Source organism: Streptomyces lothianensis (assembly GCF_047779955.1).
Classification (GTDB): domain Bacteria; phylum Actinomycetota; class Actinomycetes; order Streptomycetales; family Streptomycetaceae; genus Streptomyces.
Genome location: NZ_JBLMKT010000007.1, coordinates 42894 through 59536 on the forward strand (window position 1 = coordinate 42894; position 16643 = coordinate 59536).

The following is a 16643-nucleotide window of genomic DNA, read 5'->3' on the forward strand; positions in this document are numbered from 1 at the left end:
GGAGAGGACACCCGTACATGACCACGACGACGACCACGACCCATCCGTCGCCCAGATTCCGCACCGCGCTCGACCGACTCACCGCCTACCGGCCCGAGGAAAGGGTCTTCGGCCCCGACGGCCGCTACTACGCCCTCGCGGCCAACGAGACACCGTTCGGCCCGCTGCCCGCGGTGACCGCGGCGGTCCAGGAAGAGATCCAGGGAGTCAACCGCTACCCCGACAACGGCGGCCGTGCGCTCACCGCCGAGCTCGCCGAACGGTTCGGAATCGACCCGGAGGGGATCGCACTCGGCTGCGGTTCGGTCGGCGTCACCCAGCAGCTGCTCACCGCCGTCGCCGACCCGGGCGACGAGATCCTCTACGCCTGGCCCTCCTTCGAGGCGTACCGCCTGCTGACCCGGCTGGCCGGGGCCGCCTCCGCCGAAGTACCCCTGCGCGACGACAGGCACGACCTCACCGCGATGGCGGAGCGCGTCACCGAACGCACCCGGCTGATCTTCGTGTGCAACCCGAACAACCCGACCGGAACCGCCGTCGGACGCGCGGAACTCGAGCAGTTCCTCGACCGGGTGCCGGACGACTGCCTGGTCGTCCTGGACGAGGCGTACCACGAGTACGTACGCGACCCCGACGTCCCCGACGGCCTCTCCCTGCTCACCGACCACCCCAACCTGGTCGTCCTGCGCACCTTCTCCAAGGCGTACGGACTCGCCGGCCTGCGCATCGGCTACGCGGCCGGGCACCGCGAGGTCATCGGCACCCTGCGCAAGGCCTACCTGCCCTTCAGCGCGGGAAGTGTCGCCCAGGCGGCAGCGATCGCGGCGCTGCGCTCGGGGGAGGAGGTGTCCCGCAGGACCGACTTCATCACGGCCGAACGCGCTCGTGTCGCCGCCGCTCTCACCGCGCACGGACATCCCGTGACGGCGAGCGAGGCCAACTTCCTGTGGCTGCCCCTCGGCGAGAACTCCGCCGCGTTCGGCGCGCACTGCGCGGGCGCGGGTGTCTCGGTACGGGCCGTGGCGGGCGCCGGTGTCCGCGTCACCCTCGGCCTGGCCAGCGACAACGACGCCTTCCTGGCGGCCGCCACCACCTTCCCGACGGCCTGAGAAACCGTCGCCGCACCAGCACTCGCTCCCGCACCAGCACGCGCTCCCGACCACCAGTACCCGCATCCGCACCCGCACCAGTACCCGCACCAGCACCGGCTCCCGCACCCGCATCAGCACCCGCTCCGGGCCCGAAGGGCAAGGGCCCGGCGGCGGGCTCGCGAACCGCACCTACCACCGAGCCGGCAGCGCCCGGCTCACTTCTTGGAGACGCATGTCCTTCCTCCGCCCCCGGTTCCCGGGCGAACGCGCCCTGGTGTCGGGAATCGCCGTGGACGCGGTCGGCTCCGGCATGTACGTCCCGTTCAGCCTGGTCTTCTTCAGCCATGTGACGGGCCTGCCGCTGCCCCTGATCGGTCTGGTGCTCACCGTCACCGGACTCGTCGCCATCGCCGCCGTCCCCCTGGTGGGCATCGTCGTGGACCGTTTCGGCGCCCGCACCACCCAGATCTCCCTGTACGTGGTGCGCGGTGCCAGCTTCGCCTGCTTCCCGCTCGCCGACACGCTCCCCCTCTTCGTCGTGGTCGCACTGCTGACCTCCGTGGGCACCCGCGCCTTCCGGCCCGCGCAGGACGCACGGTTGGCCGAACTGGCCGACGGCACCGACCGCGACCGTCTGCAGGCGCTCAGCCGCAGCCTGAGCAACGCCGGTCTCGGGGCGGGCACCCTGATCGCCTCGGTGCTCATCGCCACCGCCGGCGACTTCGGCTACACGGTCACCGCCTGGCTGAACGGCGCGAGCTTCCTCGCGGCGGGCTTTCTCGCCTCCCGCACACCGGCCGCTCCGCCCCGCACCCCCGCGCACCAGCGTGCCCGCGGGGGCGGCTACCGGGTCGTCGCCAAGGACCGGCCCTTCCTGACCCTCGTCTGCGCCAACTTCCTGGTCGCCCTCGGCTTCTCGGCGCTCACCGCGCTGCTCCCGCTGTACGCGACGGGCTGGCTGGACCTGCCGGACGGGCTCCTCGGCAGCGCCTTCCTCCTGAACACCGTGGTCTGCGCGACCCTCGGCGTCCCCGTCGCCGCACTCGCCCGGCGCCGCTTCACCTCCCGGCCCAGGACCGCCGCGGCCGGTGCCGCGCTCTTCGCCGTCGCCTTCCTGGGCCAGGCCGCGCTCGGCACCGTCCGGCCGGACGGCGTCCCGCTCCTGCTGACCGGACTGCTGGGCGCGGTGCTCGTGATGACCATGGGCGAACTGCTGTACAGCCCGTCCTCCGGCGCTCTGTCACAGTTCGCCGCGCCCCAGCAGCTGCGCGGGCGCTACCTCGCCACGTACCAGCTGTCGTGGTCGCTCGCGTACGCCCTGGGCCCGACCGTGTTCACCCTGCTGCTCACGGTCGACGGCCGACTGCCCTGGCTGCTGGTGGCGAGCACGGCGTCCCTCGGCGCGGTGCTGCTCGTACGGGTGGAGCGGAGGCTGCCGGCCGAGGCCGTCACCTTCGCCCCCGCTCCCGCGCCCGGCAAGCAAGCCCCCACCGCCGCCACTTGATCCGCTCGGTCCGCGAGGGGCCGCGGAGTTCGCGGGGCCGTCGGGCCGTGGCCGTCGGCCCGCGGGGTCCGCGCAACCGGAGCCGAGCAACCGAACCAACCATGACGGGGGGTGCCCCCCCCCCCCCCCGGCGCACGATCTGGAGAAGGACATGGACCGCGTAACCCTGACCGAAGCGTATCTGGCGGAGCTGGAGTCCTCGGGACTCTCCAGCGAGGAACTGCTCGGCAACCTGCCGCAGAACAAGATCCTCAACAGCGACAAGCCGAACGGGATGGGCAAGTGGCTCGCCCGCCCGGTCTTCCTCGGCGGCGAGGAACTCGCCCTCCTCACCCGTGACCTGGACCATCTCCTCACCGCGCTGGACAGCCTCCCCGCGAAACTGTTCGGTGGTGACTTCGCCGCCTTCGCACGGGCCGTGGGACTGAGCGAGCCGCAGGTCGAGGCGGTGCTGCAGAACCGCGGTGAGCGGATGACCCGGCAGAGCCGGGCCGACCTGGTCCACGACGGAACCGGCTTCAAGCTGCTCGAACTCAACCTCGGCAGCGCGATAGGCGGCGTGGACAACGTCGACGTCTGCCGCGAACTCCTCGAGGTCCCCGTCCTCGCCGGGTTCGCCGAGCAGCACGGCCTCACCTTCGTCGACTCGCTGCGCGAACAGGTCCACAACATCCTCACCGAGAGCGGCTTCTCGGCCGCCGACAATCCGGTCGTCGCCCTCACCGAATGGCCCACCGCCTTCGCGGACGAGCTCCCGTACATGACGCAACTGTGTGAGCGCTGGGGCGAACTGGGCCTCGACGCCACCCCCTGCCACCTCGGTCAGCTGGAGGCGCGTGACGGGCGGGTGTGGCTGGAGGGCCGCCCGGTCGACATCGTCGTGCGCATCTTCCTCATCCGGGATGTGACGGGCCCCGACGCGCCTGCCCTGACCGGGCCCCTCTTCGACGCCGCCCGCCGAGGCGAGGTCAAGATCTTCACCCCGCTCGACACCTCCGCGTACGCCAGCAAGGCGGCGCTCGCGCTGCTGTCCGACGAGGGCAACCGGCACCTGTTCACGTCCGAGGTGCTGGAGAGCCTCGACCGCATCCTGCCCTGGACCCGCCACGTGCGCCGCGAGGAGGTGACGCTGGAGAACGGCGACCGCGTCGACCTCGTCGACTACGCCCTGACGCACGCGGACGAGCTGGTCCTCAAGCCGACATCCCTCTCCGGCGGCAAGGGAGTCGTCCTCGGCTGGGCCGAGGACCTCACCCCCGAGGCATGGCGCGCGCACATCCTCGCCGCGCTGGACAGCCCGCACGTCCTGCAGCGCCGGGTGCGGCCCGCCCAGGAGACGGTCCCCGTTCCCGGCGGCGGGGTGGACCGGTTCCGTCCGGTGTGGGGGATCATCACGGGCGTCAACGGCTTCATCGGCGGCAGTGTGCGGGCCATCCCCTCCGCGGCCGGCGACGTGGTGGTGAACGTCGCCAACGGCGCCCACGTCGGAGCGCTCCTGCACGAGGCACCGGCCCCGTCCGCCTGATTCGAGGCACCGCCCCGGACTTCCCGACCACCCCGGCAGTGCCGGACGCCCGGTCTGCCCACCCTCGTAGCGCGGCGCGTATGCCGCGCAGTTCCAAGGAGACCACCGTCATGAAGGCCGCTGTATTCCATGGCAGGCGCGACATCCGGGTCCAGGACTGGCCGGACCCGCCCGACCCGGGGCCGGGGGAGATCCAGCTCGAGGTGGTGCGCGCGGGCATCTGCGGCACGGATGTGGAGGAGTTCGCCACCGGCCCGCATCTCATCCCGCTGACCGCACCGCACTTCGCCAGCGGCCATCAGGGCCCCCTGGTCATCGGCCACGAGATGGTCGGCCGGGTGGTCGCGGCCGGCCCCGGCGTCGACTCCTTCCGGCCGGGCGACCTGGTCGTCCCGGGATCCGGTGTCTCGTGCGGCGAGTGCCGCTGGTGCCTGGCCGGTCGGACCAACGTCTGCGCCCGGTACTACACACTCGGGCTGCACGTGGACGGCGGCCTCGCCGAGCGCGTCAACGTCCCCGCCCGGATCAGCCGACCGGTGGGAGGGCTCGACCCGGACGTCGCCATCATGGCGCAGCCGCTCGCCGTCGCCCTGCGGGCGGTGCGCGGCATCACCACCGAGCCGGGGAGCCGTACCGTCGTGGTGATCGGCCTGGGCAGCATCGGCGCCCTCGCGGTGGCCGCCTGTGCGGCCCGGGGCGTGGAGACGATCGGTGTCGACGTCACGCCCGGCCGGCTGGAGACCGGGCGCAGGGCAGGTGCGGGCCTGCTCGTCGACGCCTCGCGGGAGAACGCGAGCGACGTGATCCGGGCGGCGACGCGGGGACACGGCGCGGACGTCGTGATCGAGGCGTCGGGCGCCACCGCCGGGCTCGCCACCGCGATGAACGCGGTGTGCCGGGGCGGTCATGTGCGCCTCGTGGGCCTCCACCGCGACCCTTCCCCGCTCGACCTGACGCGGCTGGTCCTGGAGGAGATCACACTCGACACCTCCAAGGTCCACATCTGCGACCAGGACCTTCCCGAGGCGCTGGCGCTGCTCGACGCCCATCCGGAGATCGCCACGACGGCGCTGGACGACGTCATCGCCCTGGACCGGCTGGTCCCCGACGGCTTCGTCCGCGTCGAGCGGGGCGACGTGGCGGGCAAGGTGGTGGTCCGTCCGTAGATCCCGCGAACCGTGGGCAGGGCGAGTCGCGGCCCGTCGGGATGACGGCCGCGGACGCGCTCGCCTCGACAACCGCTCGCGATCGGGTCCGTACGAACCGGTCTCCGCCCGGTCAGCCGGGCCGCGTGTGGTCAACCGGGACTTGTATGGTCAACCGGGACTTGTGCGGTCAACCGGGCCGCGTGTGGTCAACCGGGACTTGCGCGGTCAACCGGGCCGCGTGCGCAGCAGTTCGTCGGCCACGGCGGTGCGCGCGTAGAGCACGGAGCGGCCCACGCGGTGCGCGCTGACCAGCCCCGCGTCCCGCATCGCGGTGAGGAACTGGGAGACCCCGGCGGGCGAGATGCTGGTCCGCCGGGCCAGTTCGGTGGTCGAGGCGGGGGCCTGCAACTCGGTCAGCAGCAGGGTGCGCGAACGGCCGAGAACCGCGGCGACCGCGTCGGTCCGGGAGGGCTCCGACCGCTCCCACAGCACGCCTGCTCCGCGCGCGGGATAGGCGAGTTGGAGCGGTTCGGTGTCCCGCACCACCGTCAGCAGCCCCGGTCCGGCGAACACCGACGGGACGAGCAGCAGCCCCGCCCCCTTGGTCGCACGGTTCAACGTCTCCGGTCGGCGGATCAGGCGCAGTGTGTTGTCATCCCAGCTGACCTTGGAGTGCAGCCCGTTGAACAGCGCACCCGCGCCGTACTCGGCGACCTGCCGGGCCCGGTGGAAGACATCGGCGTCAAGGACCGTACGCATCCGCTGCCAGTACGGCGCCAGAGCCAGCTCCCAGAACTTCTCGATCTCCGCCGCCAGGTCGGCCAGCCGCGCCTCCGGATCGGCCTCCAGGGACCGCACCCGGGCAGAGGGCCCGCCCACGTGCCGCCCGAAGTGACCCAGATCCCGGCGCACGGCCGCAGGGGCGGAGCCGCGGATGGTGTCCAACTCCTCGGCCAGCGAAGGCGTGTGGCGGGCAGGGGCGGGATTGAGGAAGTCCGGGAGGTACCCGCTCGGCGGGATCAGTGCGGCGAGCCAGCCACGGTCCAGCTCGGCGGCCGCGAGCCGGGGACGCACCTGCTCGACCCAGGGGAGGTGGACAGGGGCGGGACACGCGGAGCGCAGCAGCCGGTAACTGGTCACGACCTCCCACATGGGCGAGATCGCGAACCGCATTCGAGCCAGGTCACTGGCCGAGAACTCCATCTCCGCCAGGGCGGATCCCCTCCACCATTCAGTCATCACTGAATCATTTGTGGCGCCGGATCGGGCCCCACATCATGCGACCATGTTCTCCGCTTACAAGGGCCTGCCACGTACGGCCTGGATCATCTTCGGCGGCACGATCGTGAACCGCATCGGCTTCATGGTCGTGCCCTTCCTAGTCTATTACCTCGGCTCAAGGGACGTCAGTACGTCCCAAATCACCTATGTGCTGGGCTGTTTGGGCATCGGCAGCCTGGTCGGCCCGCTGCTCAGCGGGGTGCTCGCGGACAGCTGGGGCCGCCGCTCGACGATGGTCACCGGACTGGTGGGAACGGCCTGTGCGCACGGCCTGCTGTTCGCCGCGCCCAACCTCGTGACCCTGGCCCTCGCGGCCGCCGTCCTCAGCGTCTGCGGCACCATGGTCAGCCCCTCCGCCAACGCCCTCCTCGCCGAGTCCGTCGACGATGAACGCCGCCGCAACGCCTTCTCGCTCGTCCACTGGGCGGTCAACATCGGCAGCGCGGGCGCCGGCGTCCTCGGCGGCTTCCTGGCCGAGAACGGCTACTGGCTGCTCTTCCTGGTGGACGCGGCCACGGCCCTCGCCTTCGCCGCCATCGCGGTGACTTTCCTCCCCGAGGGCAAGCGCACCGCTCCGGCCCCGGCCGGCCAGGGCGGCGGCTATGGCGTGGTCGTGCGAGACCCCCTGATGCGGGCGATGCTGCCGCTGTTCGGAGTCACCCTCGCCATCTACTCCCTGACCGAGGCGAGCCTGCCGCTCGCGATCCGCGACGACGGCCTGTCCCCGAAGGTCCTCGGCCTGATCGCCGCGCTCAACGCTGTCCTGGTCGTCATCCTCCAGCCCCTCGCCGCCTCGGTCCTCGCCAAGGTCCGGCCGCTCATCGTCTACGTCTTCGCCTCCGCCCTCATCGCGGTCGGCGTCGCGCTCACCGGCCTCGCGGACGACCTGTGGAGCTACGGCGCCACCGTTGCCGTGTGGTCGCTCGGCGAGGCCGCCATCGGCGGCATCCACTCGGCGACGGTGCAGAGCATCGCCCCGGAACACGCGCGCGGCCGCTACCAGGGCGCGTTCCAGTGGCTGTGGGGATCGTCCCGCTTCCTCGCACTGACCGCGGGAACGGCCGTGTACGCCCATCTGGGGCCCGCGTACCTGTGGTGGTTCTGCGCGGTGGCCGGAGTCCTGGCCCCGCTGGGTGTCCTCGCCCTGGGCCCGGCCATCGAACGGCGTACGGCGCAGCTTGCGGCCGCGAAGGAGCAGCCGAAGGAGGCGGCAGCCGGGATGTGAGGGAACACGGAAGGCCCCGATCCGAGGATCGGGGCCTTTGCTGTGGCTGGGGCCGGGGTCGAACCGGCGACCTTCCGCTTTTCAGGCGGACGCTCGTACCAACTGAGCTACCCAGCCACGAGATCCACGAGGGATCTCAGCGGTCCTGACGGGATTTGAACCCGCGGCCTCCACCTTGACAGGGTGGCGAGCACTCCAAACTGCTCCACAGGACCAAGCTGTTGCGCGAACAAGTGTCGCACAGGGTGTTGCGTGCCCCCAACGGGATTCGAACCCGTGCTACCGCCTTGAAAGGGCGGCGTCCTGGGCCACTAGACGATGAGGGCTACTGCTGTACTGCTCTGCTTCGTCTGGTCGCCCCCAGGGGACGTGAGAAGCATGTGACTCCGCATTCCCCGAAGGTTCCGCTTCTCCCATGCTTCGAAGAAGCTTAGGACGGTCAAGCCCTGACCGGTGCGCTGTGGCACGACCAGACTGTACTACGGCCTGTGGGCCGGGGCCAAACCGAATAGGCGGCAGCCCCTTACGGGGTGTTCTCCTCCGGGAGATGGCGGCTGACCTCCGCCTTTGTCAGGCCCAGGCCGCCCAGGCGGATCTCGTCCCAGGCCTGGAGGCGGCGGGTCTCGCGGTCCAGGTAGAGGACCGAGGCCGAGAGGGGATCGGGCTCCTCGTCCTCGTTCTCGACCGCCCGCAGACCGCTGCCGCCCGTGGATCCCTCGATACGGAGCCGGGTGCCGTCCTCCATGACCTCCGTCTTCTGGCGGTGCAGGTGCCCGGCCAGCACCAGCGGCACCGCCCCGTCGGTCTCGCGTGCGGCGACCGGGTTGTGGGCGACGGCGACGTCCACGGGCGTGCCGCGGGACCGCTCCAGCAGCAGCGCCGCGGCGAGCGCCTGACCGGCGAGTTCCTCCGCGGGGTCGCCCTCGGCGGCCACCGAGCGGTCCGGGGTGTACTGCGGATCGCCGATCCCGGCGATCCGCAGCCCGGCGATGTCGACCGCCTCGCCCTCGTCGAGGACGTGGGCGTTGTCCATGCGCTCCAGGTACGCCTGGGTGTGCCGCGTGGAGTCGTGGTTGCCGCGGACCCACACGTAGGGGGCGCCGAGGTGTTCGACCGGGTCGAGAAAGGCGTTCTCGGCGGCGCTGCCGTGGTCCATCGTGTCGCCGGAGTCGACGATCAGATCGATCTCGTACTGCTCGACGAGTGAGCCGATGATCTGCCAGGCCGCCGGGTTGAGGTGGATGTCGGAGACGTGCAGGAGGCGGATGGTGCCCGGGTCGGGCTCGTAGACGGGGAGTGTGGAGGCGGCGTCGTAGAGCCGGGTGACGTTGGTGACCAGGCGCGCCAGCTCCTTCTGGTAGACGTCGAATTCGGTGACGATGCTGCGCGCGTTGCCGACGAGGGAGGGGGCGGAGGCGAGCAGGCCGGAGAACTTCGGTTCCAGGACGGATTTCGGGTTCCACGTCGCGTACGCCGTGAGCCCGGAGGCCGCGAGTACGGCGAGCGCCGTGCCGCCGGTGAGGAGGGCGCGCCGCGGGGAGCGGTAGACGGCCAGGCCGAGGGCCGTGGCGCCGGAGACGACGGCGATGCAGGAGCGTACGGCCAGGTCGCGGGTGCCGGAGACGACATCCGACGTGACCTCGTCCTGCAGTCCGGAGAACAGCTCGGGGCGGTCGATCAGGAGCTGTGAGCGGGCCGGGTCGAGGCGGTCGACGTCCACGTCGAGGCGGACCGGGGCGTGGTGCGAATCGAGTTCGAGGGCGCCGAGCGGGGAGACGTTGATCTTCGTGCCGCCGGTGAGCGACGGGCGCAGCGTCATCTTGGTGTCCATCGGCCCCACGGGCGTGCGCACACTGCCCACGATCAGCAGCCCCAGCCACGCGCCGAGCAGCACGACGGCGGCCATGCCGAGCGCGCGGGCGTACGGGCGCGGCCGGCGGGCCAGCTCGGGCAGGGGCGGTGGGCGGCGCGCACGGTAGCGCCGTACGAGAGCGCCGGGCACTTCTCGTACGCGGAGCATGGCGGCGGCCAGGACGCGTGCCATCAGGAAGTACGTATGCCCCTCGGGCGGGAGATTATGCGTCGATTGGCCCGTTGGCCCGTGATGTCACCCCCAGCCCAGCTCGTGCAGGCGCTCGTCCTCGATGCCGAAGTGGTGGGCCACCTCGTGCACCACGGTCACGGCGACCTCGTGCACCACGTCCTCGGGGGTCTCGCAGTAGCGCAGGGTCGGCCCCATGTAGATGGAGATGCGGTCCGGCAGCACGCCCGCGTACCACTCGCCGCGGTCGGTGAGCGGGGTGCCCTCGTAGAGGCCGAGGAGTTCGGGGTCGTCGGCCGGGGGTTCGTCCTCCACGAACACCGCCACGTTGTCCATGACCCGGGTCAGTTCGGTCGGAATCTGGTCGAGCGCCTCACTCACCAGCTCTTCGAAGGCTTCGCGTGTCATCTCCAGCACAGGGCCATTGTGGGTGAGGCGGGGCGATTTCGGTGGGGTGCGGGTGGCGGGCGGTGTCCGGTTCCGGGGCAGGGTGGTGCGGCAGGGGGGGCGCGGGCGTGGTGCGGGCGTGATGCGGCAGCGGGCGCGGCGTGGACCGGGAGTGGGGGCGGCGTGCACCGGCAGGGGGCGCGGCCCCGCCGGACGCGCACCGCGCCGCTTCGCGGCGGAGCGGCACGGCGCCGTGTCCTCGCGTGCCGTACGGGAGTTGGGCACGGCGATCCGATCGCCGCGCCCCGGAGGTGCCGTCGTGCGCCAGCCCGCCCTTTTCGACCGCCCGCCCCGGACCGCCGCCCCCGGCCGTCCGCTGCGCCTGACCGCCGTACTGCTCGCCGCCGCGGCGAGTGCGGGCTGCATGAGCATCGGGGCGGACGAGGGTGAGCCCGCGCCGAAGCCGACGACCTCACAGCAGGCCGAGGGGTCCGCGCCGGGCGGGCGGGCCGTGGTGACGGGTGGCGCGCGCGGCGGGCAGCGGGCGGAGCACCGGGAGGACGCGAGCCCGGAGGCCTCCGAATCGGCCACGCCCAGCGCCTCGCCGTCCGAGAAGGAGACGGAGCCCTCGCGGAGCCCGGTCGGGGACGACCCCGGTCCGGCCCCGTCGAAGACCCGCACGAAGCCGCCGGAGCCCAGCCCGACCGAGGAGCCCGCCGAACCGGAGCCCTCCCCTTCGCCGACGCCGAGCGAGGAGCCCTCCCCGCAGCCTTCGGACTCGTCGGGCGCGCACGAGACGCAGATGGCCCAGGAGCAGCGCATCGAACACTTCTGGGAGCGCGAGCCCTCACCGCAGCGGGGTCCGGCCTGAAACCGGCCCGCCTTCGCCGCAGTGGGGGTCCGGCCTGAAACCGGCCCGCCTTCGCCGCGGGCGGGCCCCGCTCCGCCGGACCTGTGGTGACCGGTCCGCCGGAGCCGCAGCAACCGGTCCGCCGACGTTGCGGCAAGCCCCGGCCGAGTCCGGTGCAGCAAGCCCGGCCCGAGTCCGGTTTGCCTTTTGGTGCGGGGGGTGCGTACAGTGGTAGATCGTTTGATCCCATTTGCCCGGCGCAGCAGAGAGCGCGCCGCGTGGCGCGTACTCTCCCTTGCCGTGACCGGACCGCATCGAGGCGGCCGACATTGTGACTTCACGGAGTTATGGGCGCGTGCCGAGACTCCGAGAGGTTGCAGTTTCGCATGTCCACTTTCAGTACTGATCACGCCGTCATGCCCGCGTCCACCGAGGACGAGGCGGTCGTGGAGACCGCCGCCGAGGCCGGCGAGACCGCTGACACCCCCGACACCCCCGCCGCCCCCGAGGTCACCTTCGGCGACCTGGGCCTGCCCGAGGGCGTCGTCCGCAAGCTCGCGCAGAACGGTGTGACCACCCCCTTCCCGATCCAGGCCGCGACCATCCCGGACGCCCTGGCCGGCAAGGACATCCTGGGCCGCGGCCGCACCGGCTCCGGCAAGACCCTCTCCTTCGGTCTGCCGCTCCTGTCCCGCCTGGTCGGCGGCTCCACCGAGAAGCACAAGCCGCGCGGCGTCATCCTCACGCCGACCCGCGAGCTCGCGATGCAGGTCGCCGACGCGCTCCAGCCGTACGGCGACGTCCTGGGCCTGCGCATGAAGGTCGTCTGCGGCGGTACGTCCATGGGCAACCAGATCTACGCGCTCGAGCGCGGCGTCGACATCCTCGTCGCCACCCCGGGCCGCCTGCGCGACATCATCAACCGCGGCGCCTGCTCCCTGGAGAACATCGAGGTCGCCGTACTCGACGAGGCCGACCAGATGGCCGACCTGGGCTTCCTGCCCGAGGTCACCGAACTGCTCGACCAGGTCCCGGCCGGCGGCCAGCGCATGCTGTTCTCGGCCACGATGGAGAACGAGATCTCCACCCTGGTCAAGCGCTACCTGAACGACCCGGTGACGCACGAGGTCGACAGCGCCCAGGGCAACGTCACGACCATGACGCACCACATCCTCGTCGTGAAGCCGCGCGACAAGGCTCCCGTCACCGCCGCGATCGCCGCGCGCAAGGGCCGCACCATCATCTTCGTCCGCACCCAGCTGGGCGCCGACCGGATCGCCGAGCAGCTGCAGGACGCCGGCGTGAAGGCCGACGCGCTGCACGGCGGCATGACGCAGGGCGCCCGTACCCGCGTCCTCGCCGACTTCAAGGACGGCTACGTCAACGCGCTCGTCGCCACCGACGTCGCCGCCCGAGGCATCCACGTCGACGGCATCGACCTGGTCCTCAACGTGGACCCGGCCGGCGACCACAAGGACTACCTGCATCGCTCGGGCCGCACCGCCCGCGCGGGCCGCTCCGGCACCGTCGTGTCCCTCTCCCTCCCGCACCAGCGCCGCCAGATCTTCCGCCTGATGGAGGACGCGGGCGTCGACGCCTCGCGCCACATCATCGGCCAGGGCGGCACCTTCGACCCGGAGGTCGCCGAGATCACCGGCGCCCGTTCGCTGACCGAGGTCCAGGCCGACTCCGCGGACAACGCCGCGAAGCAGGCCGAGCGCTCCGTCGCCCAGCTCACCAAGGAGCTGGAGCGGGCGCAGCGCCGCGCCACCGAGCTGCGCGAGGAGGCCGACCGGCTCACCGCGCGTGCCGCCCGTGAGCGCGGCGAGGACCCGGAGACGGCCGTCGCCGAGCGCGCGGCCGAGGCCGTCGTCGAGGAAGCGGCCGCCGCCGTGACCGAAGCGCCGGAGCCGCAGGTACGCGAGGAGCGCCCCTCCTCGTACGACCGCAACGACCGCAACGACCGCACCGAGCGCTCCTCCTCGTACGAGCGTCCGCAGCAGCGCCGCGACGAGCGCGGCAACTTCGAACGCCGTGACCGTGACGACCGCGGCGGCCGCTCCTTCAACCGCGACCGTGACGACCGCGGCTTCAACCGCGACCGCGGTGGCGACCGTGGCGGCTTCCGCCGCGACACCCGCGACAACCGAGGCGGCGGTTTCAACCGCGACCGCGACAACCGGGGCGGCGGTTTCAACCGCGACAACCGTGGCGGCAACTTCGAACGCCGTGACCGTGACGACCGCGGCGGCCGTTCCTTCAACCGCGACCGTGACGACCGCGGCTTCAACCGCGACCGTGACGACCGCGGCTTCAACCGCGACCGCGGTGGCGACCGTGGCGGCTTCCGCCGCGACACCCGCGACAACCGGGGCGGCGGTTTCAACCGCGACGACCGCGGCGACCGGGGTGGCCGTCCCTTCAACCGTGACCGTGACGACCGTCGTGACGGCGCCCGCCCCTTCGAGCGCCGCGAGGGCGGCCGTGGCTTCGAGCGCCGTGACGGCGGCCGCAGCTTCGAGCGCCGCGAGCACCGCGGTGGCTCGGACCGCCCGTACAACCGCGACAGCCGGGACAACCGCGGCGGCCACCGCGGCTCGGACCGCCCGTACAACCGCGGCGGCGACCACCGCTCCGGCGACCACCGCTCCGGCTCGTCCTTCGGCCGCCGCGAGGACAAGCCGCGCTGGAAGCGCAACGGCTGAACCCAGGTTCTGACCGCGGCCGGGGCCACAGCTTCGCCCGCGCCGAGCGGGCCCGCCTCCACCAGGCGGGCCCGCTCGTTCCACATCCCGCACCACACCCCTACGGGCCACGCCCGGATACCCGATCGGCTCCTCGCCCCACTCCCGCTATGCTCATGGGGTGCAACAGCACGGACCGTTAGCTCAATTGGCAGAGCAGTGGACTTTTAATCCATTGGTTGTGGGTTCGAGTCCCACACGGTCTACAGCGGAGCCCCAGTTCACAGCACCCCTGAACTGGGGCTCACGGCGTTTCCGAGCGCCTGAAGATCGATGGCTCAGTCGACGCTCAACCGAAGTGCAAACGATCATGCATCCTGGCCGCCCGTCCACACCCGAACACGGCAGCGGCCCCGGTCGGCGTTGGATCCGCCGACCGGGGCCGCTGGTGCTCTTCTGTCAGCGCTTGGGCGGCGGGACAATGAACCCGCGTGCCGGTCGCGCCTCGGGGGTGCGAGATTCAGGCTGCTGTGCACGCTGCCACTCGGCGGCCAGCCATGCGTACCGTGGGTTGATCCACTTGCGCTCGTCCATGCGTACCTCCGCGGTCAGCTTACGGGCCACTCGGGCTTGGGCATGGGCCTGATGCCGCACTGTGGGGAGTGCTGGCACTTCGCCGCAACCGACACCAGCGTCTCGTCGGAGGGCGGGGCCCACAGCTCCGGGTCGGCCGTCCAGCCCAGGTGGGCGATCGCCTGCCGGGTGCGGTCGAGGACGGCGGGGTCGTAGTTCGTGGGGTCGTAGCCGGGGTGGTGGTGCACGAATTGGCTGCCGAGCCACGCGCACAGGTCCGCGTACTTGGCGGTGTGCAGGATGAGTGCGTGCCATCCCTCGTCGACGATCCGCGACGGCGCCAGCTCGACGTCGGGGTTGTGGGCGCAGGCGGCCACGAACTTCAGGCCTTCTTCTACGATCCGGCCCGCCATGTCCGCAGCCATGTCCGGGTTGGAGTCGAGGACGGTGCGGCGGCAGGACTCGAACGTGGTGTCGTCGAGGAGCATGCGGGCCATGACGGGCTGGGCGGGCTGTGGGGTGGGCGCCGGGTGGGTTCCGGGATTGGGTGTGGACACGAGTAGCCTCCTTGGGGCCTGGTCACGGTCAGGTGGCGTGCCTGGGCCGGGCGTTCTTGGTGGGATGCCGGCCTGGGCACGTGGAACCTTGCAAGACCCGCCCGCCAGCTGCGGCGGGCGGGGGTCTCAGTGGGCCTGCCGACGCGGGATGAGGAACCTCGCGGTGGGCGGGCAGGTCTTGTGTTCGTGCTGAGTGATGCCTCCGCCGGACGCGGAGAACTTGGCGCTCATGCTGTACTCCTCGCCGGGCAGGATCGGCTTGTCGCAGCGGCGGCAGATCATGTGTGTGCCCATCACTTCCCCCTCTGCCTGCATCCGCGGCCAGGCGGACAGGCGTACACCTCGAGGCTGAAGCCCATCTCGCCCTGAGCCCGCCCGGCGTTCTCGCCGCCGGGCGACTCCCGAAGGGAGCGTCCGCACCAGACAGGCGCCCAGCCCTGGTGCTGCTGGTAGGTCAGGTGTTCCGCTGTCGGCAGCGTCTGTGTCATCGCTGTGCTCCCAACTGGGCCCACAGGCCGCGCTTGTCGGTGGTGAGTCCGGAGGCGTGCGCGAGGCCAACAACGAGGGCCCAGCCGGGCCCGTTGCTGTAAAGGACAGACAGCGGGTCTGCGCCGCATGCCGTGATCCGGACGCGCCGCCCGGCGGTCGAGATCTGCATGTCGACGACTGGTGCGCCGGAGCCGAGGATGGCGACGTACAGCTCGTTTGCGACGAGGGGTGCGTCGGGGTGGTTCACCCGGCCTACTGTCCAGAAGCGGACGTGTGCCGCTTCGATCGGCTCACCCGTGAAGGGTTTTTGCCAGGTGTGACCTGACTTGGGCATGACTGTCCCCCGGAGACAGAAGGTATCTGAATACGGATAATTGTTTTGCGTATACAGATTGTCGCCGGGATTGGCGCAGGTCAAGAGGAACGGGAGACTATGCGTATACAGATTGACGCAACCAGTGGAGCCGGGAGCACCGCCGTGGCACAGCCTGAGTACCTGCGCATCGCCGCCGACCTGCGACGACGCATCGCACCAGGCGGTGAATACGAACCCGGCGACCGCATCCCCACCCTCCCCGAACTCTGCGCCCATTACGACGTCTCAGAGATCACCATCCGCAACGCCATCCGCCTGCTCGTCGGCGAAGGCCTCCTCGAATCCCGCGCCCGCGCCGGCACCCTTGTCCGGGAGCGACCAGCGATCCACCGCATGCCCGCCGACCGGTACCGGCAGACACCCGGCACCCGCACCACCCCCTACACCAAGGACCAGGGAATCGCCTGGTCCGAGTACCGGCTCGACAAAAGGTTCGAGCGCGTTCAGGCCGACACTGAACTGGCCGGACTGTTCGAGTGCGAGGTCGGCGAGAGGCTCCTCGCACGCCACTTCGTGTTCTTCGACAACGACCAGCCCACCCAGATGTCCACCAGCTACGTACGGTGGGCGGACGTTGACGGCACCCCGGTCGCCGACCCCGTCAACGAGCCGTGGCCCGGTGGTACTCGCGCGCAGATGATCTCCCTCGGAATCCACGTCAGCGAGATCACGGAGTCGTTCCAGGCGGGCATGCCGACCGAGCTGGAGGCCGCGGCCCTGCGCATAGGCTCCGGTGTGCCGGTACTCCGGTACACGCGCAAGCACATCACTGACACGGGCCGCGTGGTCGAGGTCGCCCATCCGATCGTCCGTCGCGGGGACACGACGATCGTCGACTTCCGTATCCGCCTGGAGGACTAGTGACCTGAGTCAGAGATTCGTCGGCAGTAGGCGGCGACCTTGTCAAGGATC

At 71.4% G+C, this 16643-nt stretch carries 14 protein-coding genes and 4 tRNA genes; 9 read left to right on the forward strand and 9 right to left on the reverse strand.

Features of this window, described 5'->3' with window-relative positions:
• Positions 1–17 precede the first annotated feature (17 nt).
• The 4 genes from hisC (at position 18) to ACLF6P_RS00615 (ending at position 5286) form a co-directional block, all read left to right on the forward strand.
• Positions 18–1109 carry a histidinol-phosphate transaminase gene (gene hisC / locus ACLF6P_RS00600; RefSeq protein WP_415947267.1) on the forward strand — a complete coding sequence of 364 codons (1092 nt, stop codon included), beginning with the start codon at positions 18–20 and terminating at the stop codon, positions 1107–1109.
• A gap of 214 nt (positions 1110–1323) precedes the next feature.
• Entirely contained in the window at positions 1324–2595 is a 1272-nt protein-coding gene (locus ACLF6P_RS00605) for an MFS transporter (RefSeq protein WP_415947268.1), read from the forward strand.
• Between the two features lie 151 nt (positions 2596–2746).
• Positions 2747–4120, forward strand: a complete 1374-nt coding sequence (locus ACLF6P_RS00610) for a hypothetical protein (RefSeq protein WP_415947269.1) — start codon at positions 2747–2749, stop codon at positions 4118–4120.
• A 110-nt stretch (positions 4121–4230) separates the two neighbouring features.
• Positions 4231–5286, forward strand: a complete 1056-nt coding sequence (locus ACLF6P_RS00615) for a zinc-dependent alcohol dehydrogenase (RefSeq protein WP_415947270.1) — start codon at positions 4231–4233, stop codon at positions 5284–5286.
• 207 nt (positions 5287–5493) lie between these two features.
• Here ACLF6P_RS00615 and ACLF6P_RS00620 read toward each other — a convergent pair whose 3' ends face one another.
• Positions 5494–6507 carry an ArsR/SmtB family transcription factor gene (locus ACLF6P_RS00620; protein ID WP_415947271.1) on the reverse strand — a complete coding sequence of 338 codons (1014 nt, stop codon included), beginning with the start codon at positions 6505–6507 and terminating at the stop codon, positions 5494–5496.
• Between the two features lie 46 nt (positions 6508–6553).
• Between ACLF6P_RS00620 and ACLF6P_RS00625 the strand changes: the two genes are divergently transcribed.
• Positions 6554–7774 carry an MFS transporter gene (locus tag ACLF6P_RS00625; RefSeq protein ID WP_415947272.1) on the forward strand — a complete coding sequence of 407 codons (1221 nt, stop codon included), beginning with the start codon at positions 6554–6556 and terminating at the stop codon, positions 7772–7774.
• A gap of 43 nt (positions 7775–7817) precedes the next feature.
• Here the strand turns inward: ACLF6P_RS00625 and ACLF6P_RS00630 are convergent.
• From ACLF6P_RS00630 to ACLF6P_RS00650, 5 genes are all read right to left on the reverse strand, one after another.
• Positions 7818–7891 (reverse strand) — tRNA-Phe (locus tag ACLF6P_RS00630).
• Positions 7892–7914: 23 nt separating this feature from the next.
• A tRNA-Asp gene (locus ACLF6P_RS00635) sits at positions 7915–7989 on the reverse strand.
• 38 nt (positions 7990–8027) lie between these two features.
• Positions 8028–8100 (reverse strand) — tRNA-Glu (locus ACLF6P_RS00640).
• A gap of 197 nt (positions 8101–8297) precedes the next feature.
• Positions 8298–9818, reverse strand: coding sequence for a metallophosphoesterase family protein (locus ACLF6P_RS00645; protein WP_415947273.1), 1521 nt, complete (start codon positions 9816–9818; stop codon positions 8298–8300).
• Positions 9819–9881: 63 nt separating this feature from the next.
• A complete protein-coding gene (locus tag ACLF6P_RS00650) occupies positions 9882–10232 on the reverse strand; it encodes a metallopeptidase family protein (protein WP_415947274.1) in 351 nt (116 codons plus the stop codon).
• Positions 10233–10521: 289 nt separating this feature from the next.
• Here ACLF6P_RS00650 and ACLF6P_RS00655 point away from each other — a divergent pair, with 289 nt between their 5' ends.
• The 3 genes from ACLF6P_RS00655 to ACLF6P_RS00665 all read left to right on the forward strand — a co-directional run bounded on the left by ACLF6P_RS00655 (position 10522) and on the right by ACLF6P_RS00665 (position 14002).
• Positions 10522–11073, forward strand: coding sequence for a hypothetical protein (locus ACLF6P_RS00655; protein ID WP_415947275.1), 552 nt, complete (start codon positions 10522–10524; stop codon positions 11071–11073).
• A 365-nt stretch (positions 11074–11438) separates the two neighbouring features.
• Positions 11439–13757 carry a DEAD/DEAH box helicase gene (locus ACLF6P_RS00660; RefSeq protein ID WP_415947276.1) on the forward strand — a complete coding sequence of 773 codons (2319 nt, stop codon included), beginning with the start codon at positions 11439–11441 and terminating at the stop codon, positions 13755–13757.
• Between the two features lie 172 nt (positions 13758–13929).
• Positions 13930–14002, forward strand: a tRNA-Lys gene (locus ACLF6P_RS00665).
• 342 nt (positions 14003–14344) lie between these two features.
• On the opposite strand, the gene ACLF6P_RS00670 is transcribed toward ACLF6P_RS00665, so the two are convergent.
• The 3 genes from ACLF6P_RS00670 to ACLF6P_RS00680 all read right to left on the reverse strand — a co-directional run bounded on the left by ACLF6P_RS00670 (position 14345) and on the right by ACLF6P_RS00680 (position 15602).
• Positions 14345–14806 carry a glycine-rich domain-containing protein gene (locus ACLF6P_RS00670; protein WP_415947282.1) on the reverse strand — a complete coding sequence of 154 codons (462 nt, stop codon included), beginning with the start codon at positions 14804–14806 and terminating at the stop codon, positions 14345–14347.
• A gap of 186 nt (positions 14807–14992) precedes the next feature.
• The gene (locus ACLF6P_RS00675) at positions 14993–15160 is read right to left on the reverse strand and encodes a hypothetical protein (protein ID WP_415947277.1); all 168 of its coding nucleotides are present in this window, start codon (positions 15158–15160) and stop codon (positions 14993–14995) included.
• 190 nt (positions 15161–15350) lie between these two features.
• Positions 15351–15602, reverse strand: a complete 252-nt coding sequence (locus ACLF6P_RS00680) for a hypothetical protein (protein WP_415947278.1) — start codon at positions 15600–15602, stop codon at positions 15351–15353.
• 231 nt (positions 15603–15833) lie between these two features.
• Between ACLF6P_RS00680 and ACLF6P_RS00685 the strand changes: the two genes are divergently transcribed.
• Positions 15834–16592: a GntR family transcriptional regulator gene (locus ACLF6P_RS00685; RefSeq protein WP_415947279.1), complete on the forward strand. Its 759-nt coding sequence runs from the start codon at positions 15834–15836 to the stop codon at positions 16590–16592.
• Positions 16593–16643: the final 51 nt, after the last annotated feature.

Coding starts and splice junctions, on each gene's coding strand:
- hisC (WP_415947267.1), top strand. CDS start 18: ATGACCACGACGACGACCACGACCCATCCGTCGCCCAGATTCCGCACC.
- ACLF6P_RS00605 (WP_415947268.1), top strand. CDS start 1,324: ATGTCCTTCCTCCGCCCCCGGTTCCCGGGCGAACGCGCCCTGGTGTCG.
- ACLF6P_RS00610 (WP_415947269.1), top strand. CDS start 2,747: ATGGACCGCGTAACCCTGACCGAAGCGTATCTGGCGGAGCTGGAGTCC.
- ACLF6P_RS00615 (WP_415947270.1), top strand. CDS start 4,231: ATGAAGGCCGCTGTATTCCATGGCAGGCGCGACATCCGGGTCCAGGAC.
- ACLF6P_RS00620 (WP_415947271.1), bottom strand. CDS start 6,507: ATGACTGAATGGTGGAGGGGATCCGCCCTGGCGGAGATGGAGTTCTCG.
- ACLF6P_RS00625 (WP_415947272.1), top strand. CDS start 6,554: ATGTTCTCCGCTTACAAGGGCCTGCCACGTACGGCCTGGATCATCTTC.
- ACLF6P_RS00645 (WP_415947273.1), bottom strand. CDS start 9,818: ATGGCACGCGTCCTGGCCGCCGCCATGCTCCGCGTACGAGAAGTGCCC.
- ACLF6P_RS00660 (WP_415947276.1), top strand. CDS start 11,439: ATGTCCACTTTCAGTACTGATCACGCCGTCATGCCCGCGTCCACCGAG.
- ACLF6P_RS00670 (WP_415947282.1), bottom strand. CDS start 14,806: ATGGCCCGCATGCTCCTCGACGACACCACGTTCGAGTCCTGCCGCCGC.
- ACLF6P_RS00675 (WP_415947277.1), bottom strand. CDS start 15,160: ATGGGCACACACATGATCTGCCGCCGCTGCGACAAGCCGATCCTGCCC.